A 15,928-nucleotide genomic window follows, 5' to 3' on the forward strand; every position below is an offset into this window, starting at 1 on the left:
CGATCACCGTGTGGATGGTGTGAGGGTCCGCTGACTGGTCGCGGGGAGGCTCTCCAGATAGGAGGCAATCTGTTCGCGGGGGTCTGCCAAGAGGTACTGGTCCCGGTGGCGCACGACGTTGTTGCGGAGCTCCCGACTTCGGTTGAGGAAGGCGAGGACTGCTCCGTGGGTGATGCGCGGTGCTGCGGTGCCTAGCTCCGCTTCGTGGACGACCTTGGCGCACCAGTGCTGGTCGTAGGTGGGCAGGGGTATCAGGTGGACCGGTTTGCCGAGGACGAAGGCTTCGCTGATGAGGTTGAAGCCGGCGTTGGAGAAGACCGCCTCGGAGCGCGCCATGTCGGTGATGAACGCCTCGCGGTCGAAGGTGCAGATATCGATCTTGTCGTTTGCATACTGACGCAGGTTCCTGGCCTCTGCCGCCTGCGCGTAAATGCGCAGGGTGCGGCCCGGGAAGTGCTGGCGGAAGACCTCGGCGAGAGCGTGGACCGACTCTTCGGGGCCGTGGTCGAAGTAGCGCGAGAAGTACGCCGTGGCAAGGGGTTCTGGGCTGACCGGGGCGGAGCGGACCACGTCGGGGACGACAGGGGCGATGAACTCCAGCTTTCGGTCGTCGGCATCCAGCGGGACGAAGGAGCAGATGAACGACCGGTCCAGTCGGGGCGCGAAGTAGCGCAGCCGCTGCTCGTCAGCGGTCCGGGCGTACCGGCCGACTGTGGGCAGGTCGAGGTGCCGGTATTTGCTCTGCTGGTCGACAGAGACCAGCGGCTTGCCGAAATGGTAGGCCAGACGCGGGGTGTTGGGCTCGTAGTCGGTGATGAACACGTCCGGGATGCCGGTGTCCCGAATGATCCGACGCAGGCGGAGGTGTTTGGTGACGCCGACGGGTACCTGCCAGATGTTGGCGCCTATGGCGTCGCTAGCGTGGATGCGGTCGCCCCGCGCCAGAAGCGTCGGCATCCACCCGTCCCATGCGGGGAAGCCGAGGTCGCGGAAGTACTCCACGCGAGCCGAGCCGTTGGTGACGATCCGCACCTGGTGCCCGCGGTCGCGGAGGTACTGGGCGATCGCACTCTGCCTGACGGAGTGCCCCATGCCGATGCCGTTGACGCCGATGACCACGCTGAGCGGACGTGTGTACCGAGACACGTTGATCCCTTCGTCAGGAGAGCCGAGTGATGACGCTGCGAGTGATGGAGGCGATCTGAGGGTCGGTGGCCAGCAGGCGAGCCCAGTCGGTGGTCGCGGCGCTGAAGACTGTTCCGCTCGTGGTGTAGAGGCCGAGAGTGGCCGCGCGAGGACTGGTGGCTGACTCCCGGGCGGCGAAGTTCCAGTCCGAGGGCAGCGGCGCGATGCCGAGGATCTCGAAGTTCTTCGGTGTCCCGTCCTCGCCCGTCGGACGCGGTCGGCCGTCGGTGTCGAGCTCGTACGCCGCCCCGTCGCATTCGTAGCCAATGAGGGCAGCCCTGTGTCCGAGGACGTCGCCGGTCTTCAGCCCGGTGCCGGAGAAGATCCAGTGGTTGCCGTCCGTCACGGTGAACCCGAGTGGCGGACGGGGGCCCTCCCAGTGGCCTCCGCCGTTGCGGTAGCTCACGCCGAGGAGGGCGTTCTCGGGGTCCGACTCCCACCAGTGGTCAGGGCAGCCGTACGAGCTGTCGGGGTCGGTCCCTGCGGGGGCTCCCGGAGGAAGCTTGACGCAGCTCAGTTCGGCACCGTTCGGGGCGACATGCACCCGCCACCAGCAGGTGTTTGCACCGAAGTTGGCGATGTTGCCGCCGACGTCCCGGAAGGCGGTGACGTTCTGGCGGGTGTCGGTGCTCCAGTACTCGTCGTGTCCGGCGGAGACCAGGAGGCGGTATCCGTCGTTGAGGTGCCGGCCCTCGTGGAGGTCAAGGTCGGTGCAGAAGTCGCTCTCTATCCCGTTCTTCTCCATCCATGTGATGAAGGGGGCGTCCCAGTGCGCGAACGTCTGCCGGGGAGAGGCGGAGTCGTACGGGTCGGGCAGTCCCTTGACCGGCCCTCCGACGCCGCCTCCGGGGCGGCGCATGGTCACGTGGGAGGCGCTGTAGAGGCTGCCGCCGCCGGCCGTGTTGTACGCGTGGTAGGTGAAGGTCGGGATCTTGTAGAGGATCCTGCGGCCCGAATGAGCCACTGGCGTGACGACGATCAGGATCCGCGCCTGCCGAGAATCCATCGGCGGCGTGCAGGAGCTCGGCTCTGTGCTCAGGACTGCGATGTAGACCCCCGACCTCCAGTCGGGCGGCACGGGAAATTCGTACGCAGGCCACTGCCAGTCCCTGTCGATGGTGCCGGGAGCGGCGGTGCGGCCCGGCCACTCGGCGTGTCCCGCGTGCTGAGGAGTCGTCCCCCAGCGATAGAAGTCGACACGGAACCGAGGGGCCGATGTGGCGATGTGCAGCCGCAGTACCTCGCCGGCGCGGACGCTCGGCCGGGCAGCGTAGCCGTCGATGCTGGTCATTCGCTCTCCCGGGGACGCGCGACGCCAGCGATGTGATAGGTGTCGATCGGTTCGATGTGGGCCTCCCCGTCCAGGTCGTTCAGCTGCGAGGTGAGACTGGGGGCGTCGTGCAGCACCTTCACGGTGAGGTGCTGGGATCCGTCAGAGAGGCGGCGGCGCACTGTCGGCACCTGTGCCTCGGCGACCGGTTCTTCGAGCTCGGCCTTGGCGAGCGAGTCGTCGAGGAAGACAACGCAGCCACCAGGAGCCAGCGCCCACTTCAGCAGGTGCCAGAAGGCTTCCATCTCCACGGGCGGGACGTGGCTGAGCCAGAAGGCGAAGAAGACGGTGTCGTACTGGCGGTCCGGCTCCCAGGTGAAGATGTCCGCCTCGATGAAGCGGGTCGCCAAGCCCCGCATCCGGGCACGGGCTATACGGAGCATTTCCGGGGCGGCGTCCAGCGCGGTCAGGCTACGGGCGCGGTCGGAGAGCAACTGGGTCCACTGGCCCGTTCCACAGGCCAGCTCGAGGATGTCCCCGCTGATGGGCAGCTCGTCGAGGGCCTTCACCAGCCGGGGCTTGTGCATGCGTATGTCGTACGCGCGGTCGTACTCGGCAGCTCTGGCGCGGTAGTAGGCGATCTGGCGCTCGGTCCAGTCGGGTCTTGCTGTCCGGTCGTACACGGTGGCCTCTCATTCCGCGGGCGGTAGCGTCAGTTGATTTCGCGACAGCCCTAAGGGCTGGTGGAGCCCTGTGTGGTTGCCGGAGAGTCGCTATGACTTCAGCGCTGATCGGCAGCGGGACTCCCGGGGGACCTGGTGCGGCCATCAACGATGTGGCAGGAAGCAGCCGATGGCACATTTCGGCGGTGATATCACTGGAGTGATTCGGCTCTGGAAGCCCGCGGGAAGGCCCGGCCGCGGAGAGCGGAGGTTCTGATGGCAGGTGAGCCAAGGCGGTGTACGGGATGCGGGCAGGCGCTGAGCCGGTATAACCGTGAGCCGCGCTGTAGTCCCTGCAGCCGACTGCTGGTGGTTGCTGAGCCGCCTCCTGCCCGTGTGCCTGAGTATGTGTGGCAGGACGCCGATGTCGTCACGGCAATGCGTGACGGCGACTTCGGGCCGGCTCTGGCCCGGGTCCGAAGGCTCGCCTCCTTACGGCAAGAGGAGATGGCCCGTGTCACCGGGCTGAGCCAGCCGTTCCTCTCCGCTCTGGAGTCCGGCTCGAGGCGGCTGACCCACTACGACAAGATCGTTACCGTGCTGGAGCGACTGGGCGTGCCGGAGCATGCCCTGCCGCAGCTCTTCGCGAGCAGGGCTCCGGGTCCGGTAGAAGCGCACCGTCCACATCCCGCATCGGTTCGCGAGCCAGAGCTACTTGAACCTTGGGAGAGCCCGCTAGACGTGGCGAGACGCCTTAACGGCACGATCTCGTCCAACACCGACCCTGCCACCCTGGGCCTGCTGACCGAACAAGTGGGCTCCATAGTGGATCGCTACGAGGCTGACGGGCCGCACAAGCTCGGCCCTCGGACCGCCGAGCTGCGTAACTTCATCCAGACGTTGCTGGAAGGGCGCCAGCCGCCTCGACAGCGCACCGAGCTGTTCCGCTTGGCCGCGCAGGCTTCCGGACTGCTCAGTTACATGGCCGTCAATGCCGGTCACGAGGCCAACGCCGAGGCGTACAGCACCGAAGCCCTGCAGCTCGCTCTGGAAGTCGATGACTCGGAGCTGGCGATGTGGATCTTCGGTACCAGGTCCCTGGGCGCCTACTACGCAGGGCGATATGACCAGGCACTTGAGTGGGCCGATGCCGGTCTGGCCATTGATCGGTGCAACGCTCAGGCGATCCGGCTACTGGCCAACGGTCGAGCACGCGCTCTGGGCAAGCTCGGCGACGCGACTGGAGCACGGCGGGCCATCGCGGAAGCCGAGGAGCTCAGCAGTGAGTACCGGCTCCCCGACGGCCTGACGCCATGCATATCGTTCGCCCCGTACAGTATTCCCCGCACCCTCGCGAATGCCGCCACCGCACACGTCGCCCTCGGTAACACGCGAGAGGTCATGCAGTACGCGGAGCAGGTCGACGAACTCGTCGAACAGTCCGATTCCTCCTGGAGCCGCGCACTGGTCCGCCTGGACGTGGCCACGGCTATGCTCGCCGACCCTCAGCCGGATGTGGAGCACGCCATGACGCTTGGCATGCAGGCTCTCGCAGCGGGGGGCGGTCCGTCGATCCGATCGGTCGTCCAGCGCGCCGGCGAACTCCATACGACTGCTGCGGCCTGGCAGGAGCTGCCGGCCGTCAGGGACTACGCCGAGGCGCTACGAAGCTGGCACAACGCTCCGCTAACCCGAGCGGTGAGTGACTCTGCCAAGATGGCACTCGCGAGCGATAGCCGTAATGGAAGGGCACCGGGTGCTGCTCACTCACGACACCAGCGCGTTTCCCCCCGCACCGCCACCGGACCTGGATGACCCCCAAGTCATCGCGGCGCACGACTGGGCGGCCTTCGACCGAGTGGAGGAGATGAGCAACCACTGGGACCGGCGTGGGTGGACTCCATCGACGCGCGCCTACTACTGGATGCTCGGCTTCCCCGCAGATTCGGCACTCGCCGAGCATGCTCAGCAGTGCCAGGACGAGATCCGGAATCTGCACTTCGATCCCATCGACGCGGGTGGTCTGCATCTGACCCTAGGCCGGATCGGGACCATCGAGGATGTCTCCCTGGGCGAACTGAACGCACTACTTGCCGCTGTGGCTGAGATGTCGACGGACCGGTTCCGGCTGCAGGCCGTGCCCATGACCGCATCCCGTGGGGCGGTTCGCTACAGCATCGCCCCCTGGACCCCCGTACTCGACCTGCACGCCAGACTGTCCGCCGCTGGCGCGCGATGTCGGCTGCCGCTCCGGAAGCCAACCTCGGTGTTGAGGCCACACATCGGCATCGCCTACTGCAACCGCGCGGCAGACGCCCGCATGGTTCGGGAAACGATTCGCCCGCTTCGCGGCATGGACTGCGTCAGCGTGCCGGTCGACCACCTTCATCTGGTCGAAATGCGCCGTGAAGACCGAGCCTATCGCTGGCGCGTCATCGATCAAGTCAACCTGGCGTGAGTGCTTTCCGCGAGATCCTTCATAGAGTCCCGGCACGCTCGTAGCCGGCCCACAACCGGCCGCCAGCCTGACTGAGCACCTCGTCCACCACGGCCACGAGGGGCTCCACTGTCCCGCTCAGTACTTCCTGTAGGCCGTGGTGGAGGCGTGTGTTGAGCCCTGGCGCGGTTGTCTCAAGACGGCGTGCCAGCCACTTTCCACCACCACCCCACGAACCACCAACGGCCAGTGCCAGCTCAGCGGTGCGTCGGACCAGTTCGGTCGCGATGAAGAGAAGCTCGCTCTGGTCGTGGCTTCCCGCGAGGTCGTCCAGGAGGTCGTTGATCGCGTAGCGGCGGTCGTCGATCTCTTCCGGCGACACCGGGGGTGGTCCGGCGGCAGTCAGCTTCCGGGCCTGTGCGGCGAGGTGGGTTCCGAGTCCATCGGTGTCGAAGAGCAGCAGCCCGTCAGCACACATCCACAGCAGCGGTGACCTGCGCTTGCGTAGTTCCCGTTCGACGTAGGCGTGCCACGTTGCCTCGGTGTGCACGAACATCTCCACCGGCCAGTCGGCGTAATGGAGGCTCGCGCGGTATGGGGCTGGGGCTCCGTGGAGCAGGACCACGATGTCGAGGTCCGACGTGGTCGTTCGGTGAGCCGTCACGATGCTGCCGCCCAGGAACGCGGCGCGTGCTTCGGGGTGCCGTTCGTCTACGACGGCGCGTGCGGCCTCGATCGCGTCCATGCGGCAACTATCAGCACTGGCCCCACCGCGCGCACGCTATTTTCCGCGGTTGGACCGCGAGGTCTCGCTGTAGGGTCTCATCGCTCGTGGCACTGGCCGTGATCGTTGACCAGCGGTTCTTCCGCTGTCTCAGGTCGATGGCTCCTCCGGCCAGTCTCACGCACGTGGCATTTCCTCAGGGTGGTTTTGTTCACGAGTCTTGAAGTGAACGAAGCCATCAGGGGCCCAGCCCGGCCGACCGGGGACAGATGAGCCGCCTATGTCTGTTCACATCGAACCTGGACGGTTCTCACTGCAGTTTGACGGGGGCAAACCGGCTATCGCTCTGTCGCGCACTCGCCCGCAGTTCGCTCTTCGTGACATCGGTCGCCGGGCCTCGGTGTCAGTGCCGGCCGGTGACCTTGTGGTGCTGGAACAGCCGGGGAAGAAAAGCCTCCAGGATGGTGCGGGCCGTGGTCTCGTTCCGGAGCTCGTCGTGGCCGAAGCGGTAGACCTCGTACCCGCTGAGCTTGAGGTCGCGGTCGGCTGCGACCATGGCGGCGTACTTGGCGGTATCGGGGGTGCGGCCGCGGTCGCGGGTGTAGTGCTGGGATCCGTCGACTTCCAGGACGATCCGCTGGCCGTGGGGCAGCAGCAGGAGGAAATCCATTCGGAAGCGCAGCAAGGCTTGGGGGCCGCGTTCACGGACGGTTCTGGGGTCCCAGTGCAGCCACACTTCCGGCAGGAGGGCAGGCATGTCGTAGACCTCGGATCCGAGGATGCGGTGGTAGTTGTCGAAGAGGTTGCGCTGTCCGGGTGAGTTGTCGGGCAGGCTGGCGCGGAGCCGTGCGTAGAGGCTCTTCTTGGCCTCGCCCGGGTCGGTGATGTGTTCTCTTTCTTGCCACCAGGACTGCAGGTCGCGCCAGCGGATGCCGTCGTCGGTGACGGTGCGGTCGTAGATCAGGGCGTCGCCGTTGACGACCTCGATGTCGTTGTCGACCGCGGACAGGAACCGGATGTCGGGCTTTGCGGGAGTGGCGAAGATGACGTTCTTCGGCGCCCGGGCGTGAGCGAGCTGGAGCGGCACGAGGGTGAAGCGCGGGTAGCCGCCGAGGGTGCCGGTCTGCCGGAGCTTGAGGCCCGCGGTGCCAAGGTGCGCGTTCATGGCGGCGGCCAGGCGGCGCTGGACCGTCTCGTCGAGCAGCACGTCGCCGGCGACGAGGGCTTCTGCGAAGCGGGCGAACCTGGCGTCGCCGGCGTCGAAGGCGCCGAGCTGCTCGAACAGCTCTTCCACGGGCCAGTCGGTGTTGCGCAGGAAGTGCCGTTCGATGCGCGCGCGCAGGCTTCTTGTGCTCGGGCCGAGAGACCAGAGGTCGTCGTCGAGGTGCCAGAAGCTGTCCAGCAGCGCCATGAACCGGGTGCCGTGCTGGACGAGGTCGCCCGAGGCGAGGGCCCGGGCCAGTTCGCGGCGGGTGCGCAGAGGGATCTCGGGAGGTGAGGCCGCCGCCCATATCGCGTCCTGCAGGAGGTTGCGGGTCGGCGCATCGGTGCGCTGTGTCTTGAGGAAGCGCTCGGCGACCTGCAGGAGTCGGCCATCGGTTGTCTGGGAGAGGCTTCGCTCCACACGTTCGCGCTTGGATCCCTCTTCGACGGGGGGCATGCCCAGGTCGGCAAGGGCCTGCGTCAGCGTCGTGTGCGTGTGCTGGTCGCCCAGCCCAGCCGTGACGTCGCTCAGCAGCCGGCGAAGCGCTACTTGGTCCCCGTCCTTCGTCATCGGCCGATGATCGCAGTCAGGCGTGTGAGCAGTCACTGGTCCTGCCGGTCATTCACGCCGAGACACCGGCCGATGGCCGGCCTCCTCACGGTGGGCTCTGAAGTGGGCTCGCCTCCGGCGCGGTACGCCGGCGGCCAGCAGCCCCTTCCAGTTGAGCGGGGGCCGTCGCCACACGGTGTGGTGCGTCGTTGTGTCTCATCCGGTGGTGTGCTGCACGTCCGGGGAGATGTCCTCGGTGGCGGCGAGTGAGGCGAGGAGGCGCAGTCCCTCTTCGGAGGGGGAGCCGGGTTCGGCGGCGTAGACGGTCATGTGGAGGCCAGGGTCGGCGGCCAGGTCGAGGGATTCGTAGGCGAGGGTGAGTTCGCCGACGGCCGGGTGGTGGAACCGCTTGGTTCCGGTGCCGTGCCGGCGGACGTTGTGCGCGCCCCAGCGGGTGCGGAACTCCTCGCTGCGGGTGGACAGTTCGCCGACGAGGTCGTGCAGGTCCTTGTCGTACGGGGTGCGGCCGGCCTGCGCGTGGAGCATGGCGACGGCCATGTCGGCGAACAGGTCCCAGTCCGGGTAGAAGCGGCGCGAGGCGGGGTCGAGAAACTGGAAGTGCGCCAGGTTTTGCTGGTTGGCCGGGTTCGCGAACAGATCCGTGTAGAAGGCTCGGGCCAGCGGGTTCGAGGCGAGGATGTCCATCCGGCCGTTGCATACGACTGCGGGCCCGGCGGTGATCGCGTCGAGCGTCCACTGCAGACTGCGGTGGATCTGGTGTCGGCCCTTGGTGTGGCGGCGCCGGGGCCGGGTGAGGACGTCGGTGCCGTCGGCGGCGTGCGCCAGGTTTAGCAGGTGGGAACGCTCGGCGTCATCGAGCTGCAACACGCGGGCGACGGCCTCGAGGACGGCAGGGGAGACGCCGGCGAGATTGCCGCGCTCGAGCTTCGCGTAGTACTCCACGCTCATGTCAGCCAAGGCCGCGACCTCACTGCGTCGCAACCCGGGCACACGCCGTCGGGAGCCTGCGGGCAGTCCTGCCTGCTCGGGGCTGATCTTCGCTCGCCGGGAGGTGAGGAACTCGCGGACCTCGTCACGGTTGTCCATGCCTTCGACGGTACGACGCGGCCGACGTGAAAGGGATGCACTGCCAGTACACCCCTCACTGGTAACTCGCTGCGCGCGCGGAACGGCGGTTTGCTGGAGAGCAGGCACCCCCCTGAGCGGCGGACACGCCCCTGGGGGAGGCCGCTGACAACCGCAACAGCGCATTCGCGCCCTGTGTCCGGCGGCTGCCTGACCTGGCCGCGGCGACCGACGGCCGCCCGGACCACAACCCCGTCAGTACTGCACGTAAGGAACCACTCTGATGCGCGGAGCAGTGATCCACGCCCCCGGCGACATCCGCTTCGAGACCCTCGACGACCCGGAGATCCTCAAGCCCACCGACGCGATCATCCGCACCGCCGTGACCTGCGTGTGCGGCTCGGACCTGTGGCCCTACCGGGGCGCCGAGCCGACCGAGCACGCCCACCCGATGGGCCACGAGTACGTCGGCTTCGTCGAGGAGGTCGGCTCCGAGGTCACCGCCGTACGGCCGGGCCAGTTCGTCGTCGGCTCGTTCGCGACCTCGGACAACACCTGCGCGAACTGCCGCAACGGTTTCCCGTCGAACTGTCTGAACCGCGAGTTCATGTCGACCTGCCAGGCCGAGTACGTCCGTATCCCCAACGCCCAGGGCACCCTCGTCGCCACGGACGGGGTGCCGGACGAGAAGTTCTGGCCCGGGCTGCTCGCGGTGTCCGACGTGCTGGGCACCGGCTGGTGGGCGGCGGACGCCGCCGAGGTCCGGCCCGGCTCAACGGCGGTCGTCGTCGGCGACGGCGCGGTCGGCCTGTGCGCCGTGATCGCGGCCAAGGAGATGGGCGCCGAGCGGATCATCGCGATGTCCCGGCACGAGAGCCGGCAGAAGCTGGCGCGCGCGTTCGGCGCGACCGACATCGTCACCGAGCGTGGCGAGGAGGGCGTGGCCCGGGTCAAGGAGCTGACCGGCGGGATCGGCGCGGACAGCGTCCTGGAGTGCGTCGGCACCGCCCAGGCCATGAGCCAGGCCCTGCACTCGGCACGCCCCGGCGGCAGCGTCGGCTTCGTCGGCGTCCCGCACGAGGTCGCCGTCGACGGCCAGGAACTCTTCTTCTCGCACGTCGGCCTCCGCGGCGGCCCCGCGCCCGTGCGCCGCTACCTGCCCGACCTCATCGACCGCGTCCTGAGCGGGGCCATCGACCCCGGCAAGGTCTTCGACCTCACCCTCCCGCTCGACCAGGTCGCCGAGGGGTATCGCGCGATGGACGAGCGCCGCGCGATCAAGACTCTCCTCAAGCCCTGACCCTCGCCTGAGCCACCCCCGCAACTCGAAGGAAGCAGGACGCCGTGCAGATCACCCGTAGCTCGATCAACACCCTCAAGGGCCCCGCGGACTGGTTCACCGGCGACGTCTACATCGACGCCGTCGCCGCGGCCCCGCAGCCCTCCCGCGTCAGCGCCAACCTCGTGCACTTCATGCCCGGCGCCCGCACCCACTGGCACCGCCACCCGCTGAGCCAGACCGTCTTCGTCACCGAGGGCGTCGGCCTGTGCCAGCGCCGCGGAGGACCCATTGAGGTCATCCGGCCCGGTGACCGCGTCCTGTTCGAAGCCGACGAGGAGCACTGGCACGGCGCCGCGCCGAACCGCCTCATGGTCCACCTGGCCATCAACGAGGCGGACGCCGACCACGACGTCGTCCACTGGCTGACCCCCGTCACCGACGAGGAATACGCGTCCGCCCCCGCCACCGACTGACCCACGCCACCGCCTGAACAAGGACCCCCATCATGCGCGTCAACGCCTACGCAGCCCCCGCTGCCGGCCAGCCGCTCGTTCCCACCACGATCGAGCGCCGCACGGTCGGCCCGAACGATGTCCTCATCGCCATCGAGTACGCCGGCATCTGCCACTCCGACATCCACACCGTCAACGGTGACTGGGGCCCCCAGCCCTTCCCCGTCGTCCCCGGCCACGAGATCGTCGGCACCGTCACCGAAGTCGGCTCCGACGTCACCCGGCACCAGGCCGGCGACCGCGTCGGGGTCGGCTGCATGGTCAACTCCTGCGGCGAGTGCGCCGCCTGCCGCGGCGGCGACGAGCAGTACTGCGCCGACGGCACCGTCTTCACCTACGCGAGCGCCGACCGCGACGGCACCCACACTCAAGGCGGCTACTCCACCCACGTCGTCGTGGACGCCGACTTCGTCCTGTCCGTCCCCGAGAACCTCGACGCCGCAGCAGCCGCCCCGCTGCTGTGCGCGGGCATCACCACCTACGCGCCGCTGCGCCGCTGGGGCGCGGGCCCCGGCAAGCAGGTCGCGGTCGTCGGCCTGGGCGGGCTCGGCCACATGGCCGTCAAGATCGCTCACGCCATGGGCGCCGAGGTCACGGTGCTGTCGCAGTCACTGAAGAAGCAGGAAGACGGCCTGCGCCTGGGAGCCGACCACTACTACGCGACCTCCGACCCGGACACCTTCACCAGCCTCGCCGGTCGCTTCGACGTCATCATCAACACCGTCAGCGCCGACCTGGACACCAACGCCTACCTCGGCCTGCTGGCCATCGACGGCGCCATGGTCAACGTCGGCGCCGCCCCCGGACCGCTGACCGTGAACGGCTTCCTCCTCGGCGCCCGGCGCATCGTCACCGGTTCCATGATCGGCGGCATCGCCCTGACCCAGGAGATGCTCGACTTCTGCGCCGAGCACGGCATCGGCGCCGACATCGAGGTGATCCCCGCCGACCAGGTCAACGAGGCGTACGAGCGGGTGCTGGCCTCCGACGTCCGCTACCGCTTCGTCATCGACGCCGCCACCTTCGCCTGACCCTCCCGACGGCGGAGCAGACACGGCCCCACAGCAGCCGGGCCACCGCGCGGCCGCCGCCTGCCCTCCACATTCACCGCGGGGCCTGCTCGTCCGGCCGCGCCGCCACAGAAAGGACCTCTCCCCCATGCAGTACACACATCTCGGCCGCAGCGGTCTCAAGGTCAGCCGCATCTCCCTCGGCACGATGAACTTCGGCGACGCGACCGACGAGGCCACCAGCTTCACGATCATGGATGCCGCGGTGGACGCGGGCATCAACCTGTTTGACACCGCCGATGTCTATGGCGGCCCGCAGTGGCCCGACATGCCGCAGGGCTACGGCTTGTCCGAGGAGATCATCGGCCGCTGGCTCGCCCGGGGCGGCGGACGTCGCGACAGGGTCGTGCTCGCTACGAAGCTGTACCAGCCGATGGGACTCGGCCCGAACGACAAGTATCTGTCCGCGTACAAGATCCGACGCGCCGCCGAGGCCAGCCTGCGGCGTCTGCAGACCGACCACATCGACCTCTATCAGATGCACCACATCGACCGGTCGACGCCGTGGGAGGAGATCTGGCAGGCGATGGAGCAACTCGTCCGCGAGGGCAAGATCACCTATGTGGGCAGCAGCAACTTCGCCGGCTGGCAGATCGCCACCGCCCAGAGCGAGGCCCGCGCCCGCCACTTCATGGGCCTGGTGAGCGAGCAGTCCCTGTACAACCTGACCGCCCGCACCATCGAGCTCGAGGTCATCCCGGCCCTGCGCCACTATGGCATCGGACTCATCCCCTGGAGTCCGCTGGGCGGTGGACTGCTCGGCGGCGTCCTGAAGAAGATCGAGAACGGGCGCCGTGCGTCCGCGCAGATGCAGCAGACCATCGAGCGCTACCGGCCGAAGCTGGAGGCGTACGAGAAGCTGTGCGCCGAGATCGGTGAAGAGCCCGCCGATGTGGCGCTGGCCTGGCTGCTGAACAACCCGGTCCTCACGTCCGTGATCACCGGCCCCCGTACCCCTGAGCAGCTCGCGGCCGGTCAGAAGGCGCTCGACGTACACCTGCCGGACGACGTGCTGAAGCGGCTGGACGAGATCTGGCCCGGCCCCGGTGGCGAAGCCCCCGAGGCGTACGCCTGGTAGACCACACAGACAGCCACTCCCGCTGGTGCGCAGGTGAGCGGGAGCGGCTGTGGTCTTGTGTGCGAGTCGGGCTGTTCAGCCGAGCTCGACGCCTGTCTCCTCGGCGAGCACCTGTCGGAGCCGGTCCTGGAACGCCTCGTCGCGCACAGCGGCATGGGGCTGCTGACGCCGGCGGTGATACCAGTACCCGCCCGTCGTCAGGGCCTGCGGGTCATCGCCGGCGGCAAGCCATTCCTGGGTCTGATGACCGAGCTCCAGATCGTCCGGCGCGCCCGGGCCGCCCATTCGTCGGCACCCAGCCCGGGTCCACGGCATTGCTCGGCGTGCCGGGCCGCAACCGCGCCACCATGGCCGCGAGGGCGGTCACGTACAGCTTGCTGTCCGCGTACGAGCCCGGGCTGAACCCCTGCCAGTCGACTCCCTGCAGGACGGGCTGTCCACTGAAGTGCGAGCTGCTGCTCAGGTACACCAGCCGTCCGGGCGCGGGCATCAGCGCCGTCAGCAGGTACGGGGCGATGACGTTGACGGGCATGACGGCCCGCCCGCTCCACACACCGGCGTTGTGGATGACCGCATCGAGCGGCGCTCCGTCGCTGAGCTCGGTGGCCATGCGCCGTACGGCGTCGCGGTCGGTGAAGTCGGCCACCACCAGCTCCGCCCCGCGCGCCACCAAGCCGTCCAGGCCCTTGGCCCGTTGAGGGTTGCGGGCGTGCACCACCACCTGGCGGCCGCGGGACAGCAGGGCATCCGCTGCCGCACGTCCGAGCCCGTCGGCGGAACCCGTCACCAGGATCCGGCTCATGCCCGCACCTTCCTCCACATCGACGTCCGGAGCACGCCCTCCGCGCCTCCTGTGATCCCGACGCTACGGCCGTGCCGGCGTGCCAGGGATGCACTGCCAGTACACCCCTCATCCGTAACTCGATCTCCCCGCGCCATGCCGGTTTCCTGGATAAGGCGGCATACGGAGACCCACCCTGATCGCCGAGCCCACCCGCCCCGAGGAGGCAGACCGTGTCCAGCGCCATCGCCCGCAGGACCCCCGCCCTGGTCCTCGTCCTGGCTGCGGCGGCGTGCACCACGAGCCGGCCCACGCCGTCGTCCGAGCCCTCCACCGCGCGCCGCCCGGCACAGACCAGTGAGGCATCGTCCGAACCTTCCGACAGGAGCACCCCGATGAACCTTCGCCTGACGATCGACGGCCACCAGGTCGACGCCATCCTCAACGACAGCGTCGCCGCCCGTGACCTGACCGAACTCCTGCCTCTCGCCCTGGACATGGAGGACTTCCACCAGACCGAGCGGATCGCCTACCCGCCCCGCAAGCTCGACACCACGGGTGCCCCTGCGGCCTCGAATCCGAAGGCGGGCGACCTCGCCTACTACGCCCCCTGGGGCAACCTGGCCTTCTTCTACCGCGACGGTGATCACTCCCCGGCCTTGGCCATCCTCGGCCGCCTGACCGACCCAGACGACATCGACCGGCTCGCCACGGCGGAGCGCATCCGCATCGAAGCCTCCGCCTGACCACCCTCAAGTCCCGCGCCCTGCGCGTTTCGTCCGAAAGGGATCTCCTCGCATGCCCTCCGCCTCCACGGCCGCTCCCGGCAGGATGCCCGTCGTCGTCTGGGTGCTCGCCGCTGCCGCGTTCCTGATGGGAACCACCGAGTTCGTCATCGCCGGACTGCTGCCGGACATGGCCGCCGACCTCGACGTCAGCACCTCCCGCACCGGCCTCATGATTACCGTCTTCGCGATCGGCATGATCATCGGCGGACCCGCCATGGCGCTGGCCACGCTGCGCCTGCCCCAGCGCATGACCGTCATCCTGTCCCTCGCGGTTTTCGCCGCCGGGCACGTCGTCGAAGCGGCCAGCAGCTCCTTCACCGTCATCCTCGTCGCCCGGTTCGTCACGGCGCTGGCCACGGGCGCGTTCTACGCCGTCGGATTCGTCCTGGCCACCGCCGCGGCGGGGCCGGACAAGTCCACCCGGGCGGTCGGCATGATCATGGGCGGTCTGACGCTGTCCAACGTCATCGGTGTGCCGATCGGCTCATTCGCGGGCCAGCTCATCGGCTGGCGCGGCCCCTTCTGGGCCCTCGCCGTCCTGGCCGCCCTAGCCGCCACCGTCATTGGCCGCTTCCTGCCCGCCACCGGACAGAACGCACAGGTGTCGATGCGCGCCGAGATCAGCGCCCTGCGCAACACCCGGTTGTGGCTCGCGCTCATCGCAGCCGTCATGATCATGGGCGGTGTCCTGGCCGCCTACACCTACATCACCCCGCTGCTCACCGACCGCGCCGGCATCCCCGCGAACGCGGTCCCGCTGGTCCTGGTCGCCTACGGACTCGGCGCCGTGGCCGGCACCACCATCGGCGGACGCATGGGCGACCGGCGCCCCATGACCACCACGATCACCGGCGCCGCAGCCACCGCCCTGGCCCTCGCCCTGCTGATCCCGCTGTCCACCAGCGCGGCGCCCACCATCGTCCTGGTGGCCCTCATGGCGATGACCGGCTTCACCCTGAACCCCATCGTCACCTCCCTCGCCGTCCGCTTCGCCGGTGATGCCCCCACCCTGACCGCCGCGCTGACCACCTCCGCCTACGAGACCGGCGTCGCAGCCGGCTCGGCCCTCGCGGGCGTTGCCCTCAGTTCCTCCCTCGGCCTGACCGGCCCCGCCCTGGTCGGCGCCGTCTTTGCCGCCCTCACCCTGCTGCCCCTGATCGCGCTCGCCCTGCGCGGCACCCGCACCGACGCACGCGTCGTCGCCCAGCAAGTCCCCACGAACCGTGCGGACGAGATCGTGCCGCAGGACGCCCCCGCCCAGCTCTGAACCACCCGGCTGTGTCAACGCGCCGCACCGCCT

15 protein-coding genes are annotated in these 15,928 nt (G+C 68.7%); 8 read left to right on the top strand and 7 right to left on the bottom strand.

The window, feature by feature from the left end; all coding sequences use genetic code 11:
* Window positions 1–3: 3 nt before the first annotated feature.
* From FM076_RS18215 to FM076_RS18225, 3 genes are read right to left on the bottom strand one after another with little or no spacing between them, the layout of a single operon-like run.
* On the bottom strand, window positions 4–1,146 hold the full coding sequence (locus FM076_RS18215; protein ID WP_173872044.1) for a glycosyltransferase family protein: 1,143 nt from the start codon (window positions 1,144–1,146) through the stop codon (window positions 4–6).
* A 13-nt stretch (window positions 1,147–1,159) separates the two neighbouring features.
* Window positions 1,160–2,467 carry a N,N-dimethylformamidase beta subunit family domain-containing protein gene (locus FM076_RS18220; RefSeq protein ID WP_345945432.1) on the bottom strand — a complete coding sequence of 436 codons (1,308 nt, stop codon included), beginning with the start codon at window positions 2,465–2,467 and terminating at the stop codon, window positions 1,160–1,162.
* Between the two features lie 5 nt (window positions 2,468–2,472).
* Window positions 2,473–3,042, bottom strand: a complete 570-nt coding sequence (locus FM076_RS18225; RefSeq protein WP_173874836.1) for a class I SAM-dependent methyltransferase — start codon at window positions 3,040–3,042, stop codon at window positions 2,473–2,475.
* A 471-nt stretch (window positions 3,043–3,513) separates the two neighbouring features.
* Between FM076_RS18225 and FM076_RS18230 the strand changes: the two genes are divergently transcribed.
* Complete coding sequence (locus tag FM076_RS18230) at window positions 3,514–4,932, top strand: helix-turn-helix domain-containing protein (RefSeq protein WP_173872048.1); 1,419 nt, start codon at window positions 3,514–3,516, stop codon at window positions 4,930–4,932.
* A complete protein-coding gene (locus FM076_RS18235; protein ID WP_345945079.1) occupies window positions 4,874–5,575 on the top strand; it encodes a 2'-5' RNA ligase family protein in 702 nt (233 codons plus the stop codon). Before FM076_RS18230 ends, FM076_RS18235 begins: the two co-directional genes overlap by 59 nt.
* A gap of 19 nt (window positions 5,576–5,594) precedes the next feature.
* Here the strand turns inward: FM076_RS18235 and FM076_RS18240 are convergent, their stop codons facing one another.
* The 3 genes from FM076_RS18240 to FM076_RS18250 form a co-directional block, all read right to left on the bottom strand.
* On the bottom strand, window positions 5,595–6,299 hold the full coding sequence (locus FM076_RS18240; protein WP_173872053.1) for a nucleotidyltransferase domain-containing protein: 705 nt from the start codon (window positions 6,297–6,299) through the stop codon (window positions 5,595–5,597).
* 382 nt (window positions 6,300–6,681) lie between these two features.
* A complete protein-coding gene (locus tag FM076_RS18245) occupies window positions 6,682–8,052 on the bottom strand; it encodes a hypothetical protein (RefSeq protein ID WP_173872055.1) in 1,371 nt (456 codons plus the stop codon).
* Window positions 8,053–8,247: 195 nt separating this feature from the next.
* Complete coding sequence (locus tag FM076_RS18250; protein ID WP_173872057.1) at window positions 8,248–9,138, bottom strand: helix-turn-helix transcriptional regulator; 891 nt, start codon at window positions 9,136–9,138, stop codon at window positions 8,248–8,250.
* Window positions 9,139–9,400: 262 nt separating this feature from the next.
* On the opposite strand from FM076_RS18250, the gene FM076_RS18255 reads away from it, so the two are divergent.
* From FM076_RS18255 to FM076_RS18270, 4 genes are all read left to right on the top strand, one after another.
* The gene (locus FM076_RS18255; protein ID WP_173872058.1) at window positions 9,401–10,417 is read left to right on the top strand and encodes a zinc-dependent alcohol dehydrogenase family protein; all 1,017 of its coding nucleotides are present in this window, start codon (window positions 9,401–9,403) and stop codon (window positions 10,415–10,417) included.
* 44 nt (window positions 10,418–10,461) lie between these two features.
* Window positions 10,462–10,872 carry a (R)-mandelonitrile lyase gene (locus FM076_RS18260; protein WP_173872060.1) on the top strand — a complete coding sequence of 137 codons (411 nt, stop codon included), beginning with the start codon at window positions 10,462–10,464 and terminating at the stop codon, window positions 10,870–10,872.
* A 29-nt stretch (window positions 10,873–10,901) separates the two neighbouring features.
* On the top strand, window positions 10,902–11,942 hold the full coding sequence (locus FM076_RS18265) for an NAD(P)-dependent alcohol dehydrogenase (protein WP_345945433.1): 1,041 nt from the start codon (window positions 10,902–10,904) through the stop codon (window positions 11,940–11,942).
* A 127-nt stretch (window positions 11,943–12,069) separates the two neighbouring features.
* The gene (locus FM076_RS18270) at window positions 12,070–13,059 is read left to right on the top strand and encodes an aldo/keto reductase (protein ID WP_173872065.1); all 990 of its coding nucleotides are present in this window, start codon (window positions 12,070–12,072) and stop codon (window positions 13,057–13,059) included.
* A 211-nt stretch (window positions 13,060–13,270) separates the two neighbouring features.
* Here FM076_RS18270 and FM076_RS18275 read toward each other — a convergent pair whose 3' ends face one another.
* Window positions 13,271–13,861, bottom strand: coding sequence for an SDR family NAD(P)-dependent oxidoreductase (locus tag FM076_RS18275; RefSeq protein ID WP_345945080.1), 591 nt, complete (start codon window positions 13,859–13,861; stop codon window positions 13,271–13,273).
* Window positions 13,862–14,235: 374 nt separating this feature from the next.
* On the opposite strand from FM076_RS18275, the gene FM076_RS18280 reads away from it, so the two are divergent.
* On the top strand, window positions 14,236–14,586 hold the full coding sequence (locus FM076_RS18280; RefSeq protein WP_173872067.1) for a cyclophilin-like fold protein: 351 nt from the start codon (window positions 14,236–14,238) through the stop codon (window positions 14,584–14,586).
* Between the two features lie 52 nt (window positions 14,587–14,638).
* On the top strand, window positions 14,639–15,895 hold the full coding sequence (locus tag FM076_RS18285) for an MFS transporter (RefSeq protein WP_173872069.1): 1,257 nt from the start codon (window positions 14,639–14,641) through the stop codon (window positions 15,893–15,895).
* The last annotated feature ends 33 nt before the right edge of the window (window positions 15,896–15,928 follow it).

The sequence above is a fragment of the Streptomyces albus subsp. chlorinus genome (assembly GCF_013302895.1).
GTDB lineage: Bacteria > Actinomycetota > Actinomycetes > Streptomycetales > Streptomycetaceae > Streptomyces > Streptomyces chlorinus.

Bases quoted from the DNA above. Each gene is read 5' to 3' on its own strand.
- FM076_RS18240 (WP_173872053.1), bottom strand. From the start codon at position 6,299: ATGGACGCGATCGAGGCCGCACGCGCCGTCGTAGACGAACGGCACCCC.
- FM076_RS18250 (WP_173872057.1), bottom strand. From the start codon at position 9,138: ATGGACAACCGTGACGAGGTCCGCGAGTTCCTCACCTCCCGGCGAGCG.
- FM076_RS18280 (WP_173872067.1), top strand. From the start codon at position 14,236: ATGAACCTTCGCCTGACGATCGACGGCCACCAGGTCGACGCCATCCTC.
- FM076_RS18275 (WP_345945080.1), bottom strand. From the start codon at position 13,861: ATGAGCCGGATCCTGGTGACGGGTTCCGCCGACGGGCTCGGACGTGCG.
- FM076_RS18225 (WP_173874836.1), bottom strand. From the start codon at position 3,042: ATGCACAAGCCCCGGCTGGTGAAGGCCCTCGACGAGCTGCCCATCAGC.
- FM076_RS18245 (WP_173872055.1), bottom strand. From the start codon at position 8,052: ATGACGAAGGACGGGGACCAAGTAGCGCTTCGCCGGCTGCTGAGCGAC.
- FM076_RS18285 (WP_173872069.1), top strand. From the start codon at position 14,639: ATGCCCTCCGCCTCCACGGCCGCTCCCGGCAGGATGCCCGTCGTCGTC.
- FM076_RS18255 (WP_173872058.1), top strand. From the start codon at position 9,401: ATGCGCGGAGCAGTGATCCACGCCCCCGGCGACATCCGCTTCGAGACC.
- FM076_RS18270 (WP_173872065.1), top strand. From the start codon at position 12,070: ATGCAGTACACACATCTCGGCCGCAGCGGTCTCAAGGTCAGCCGCATC.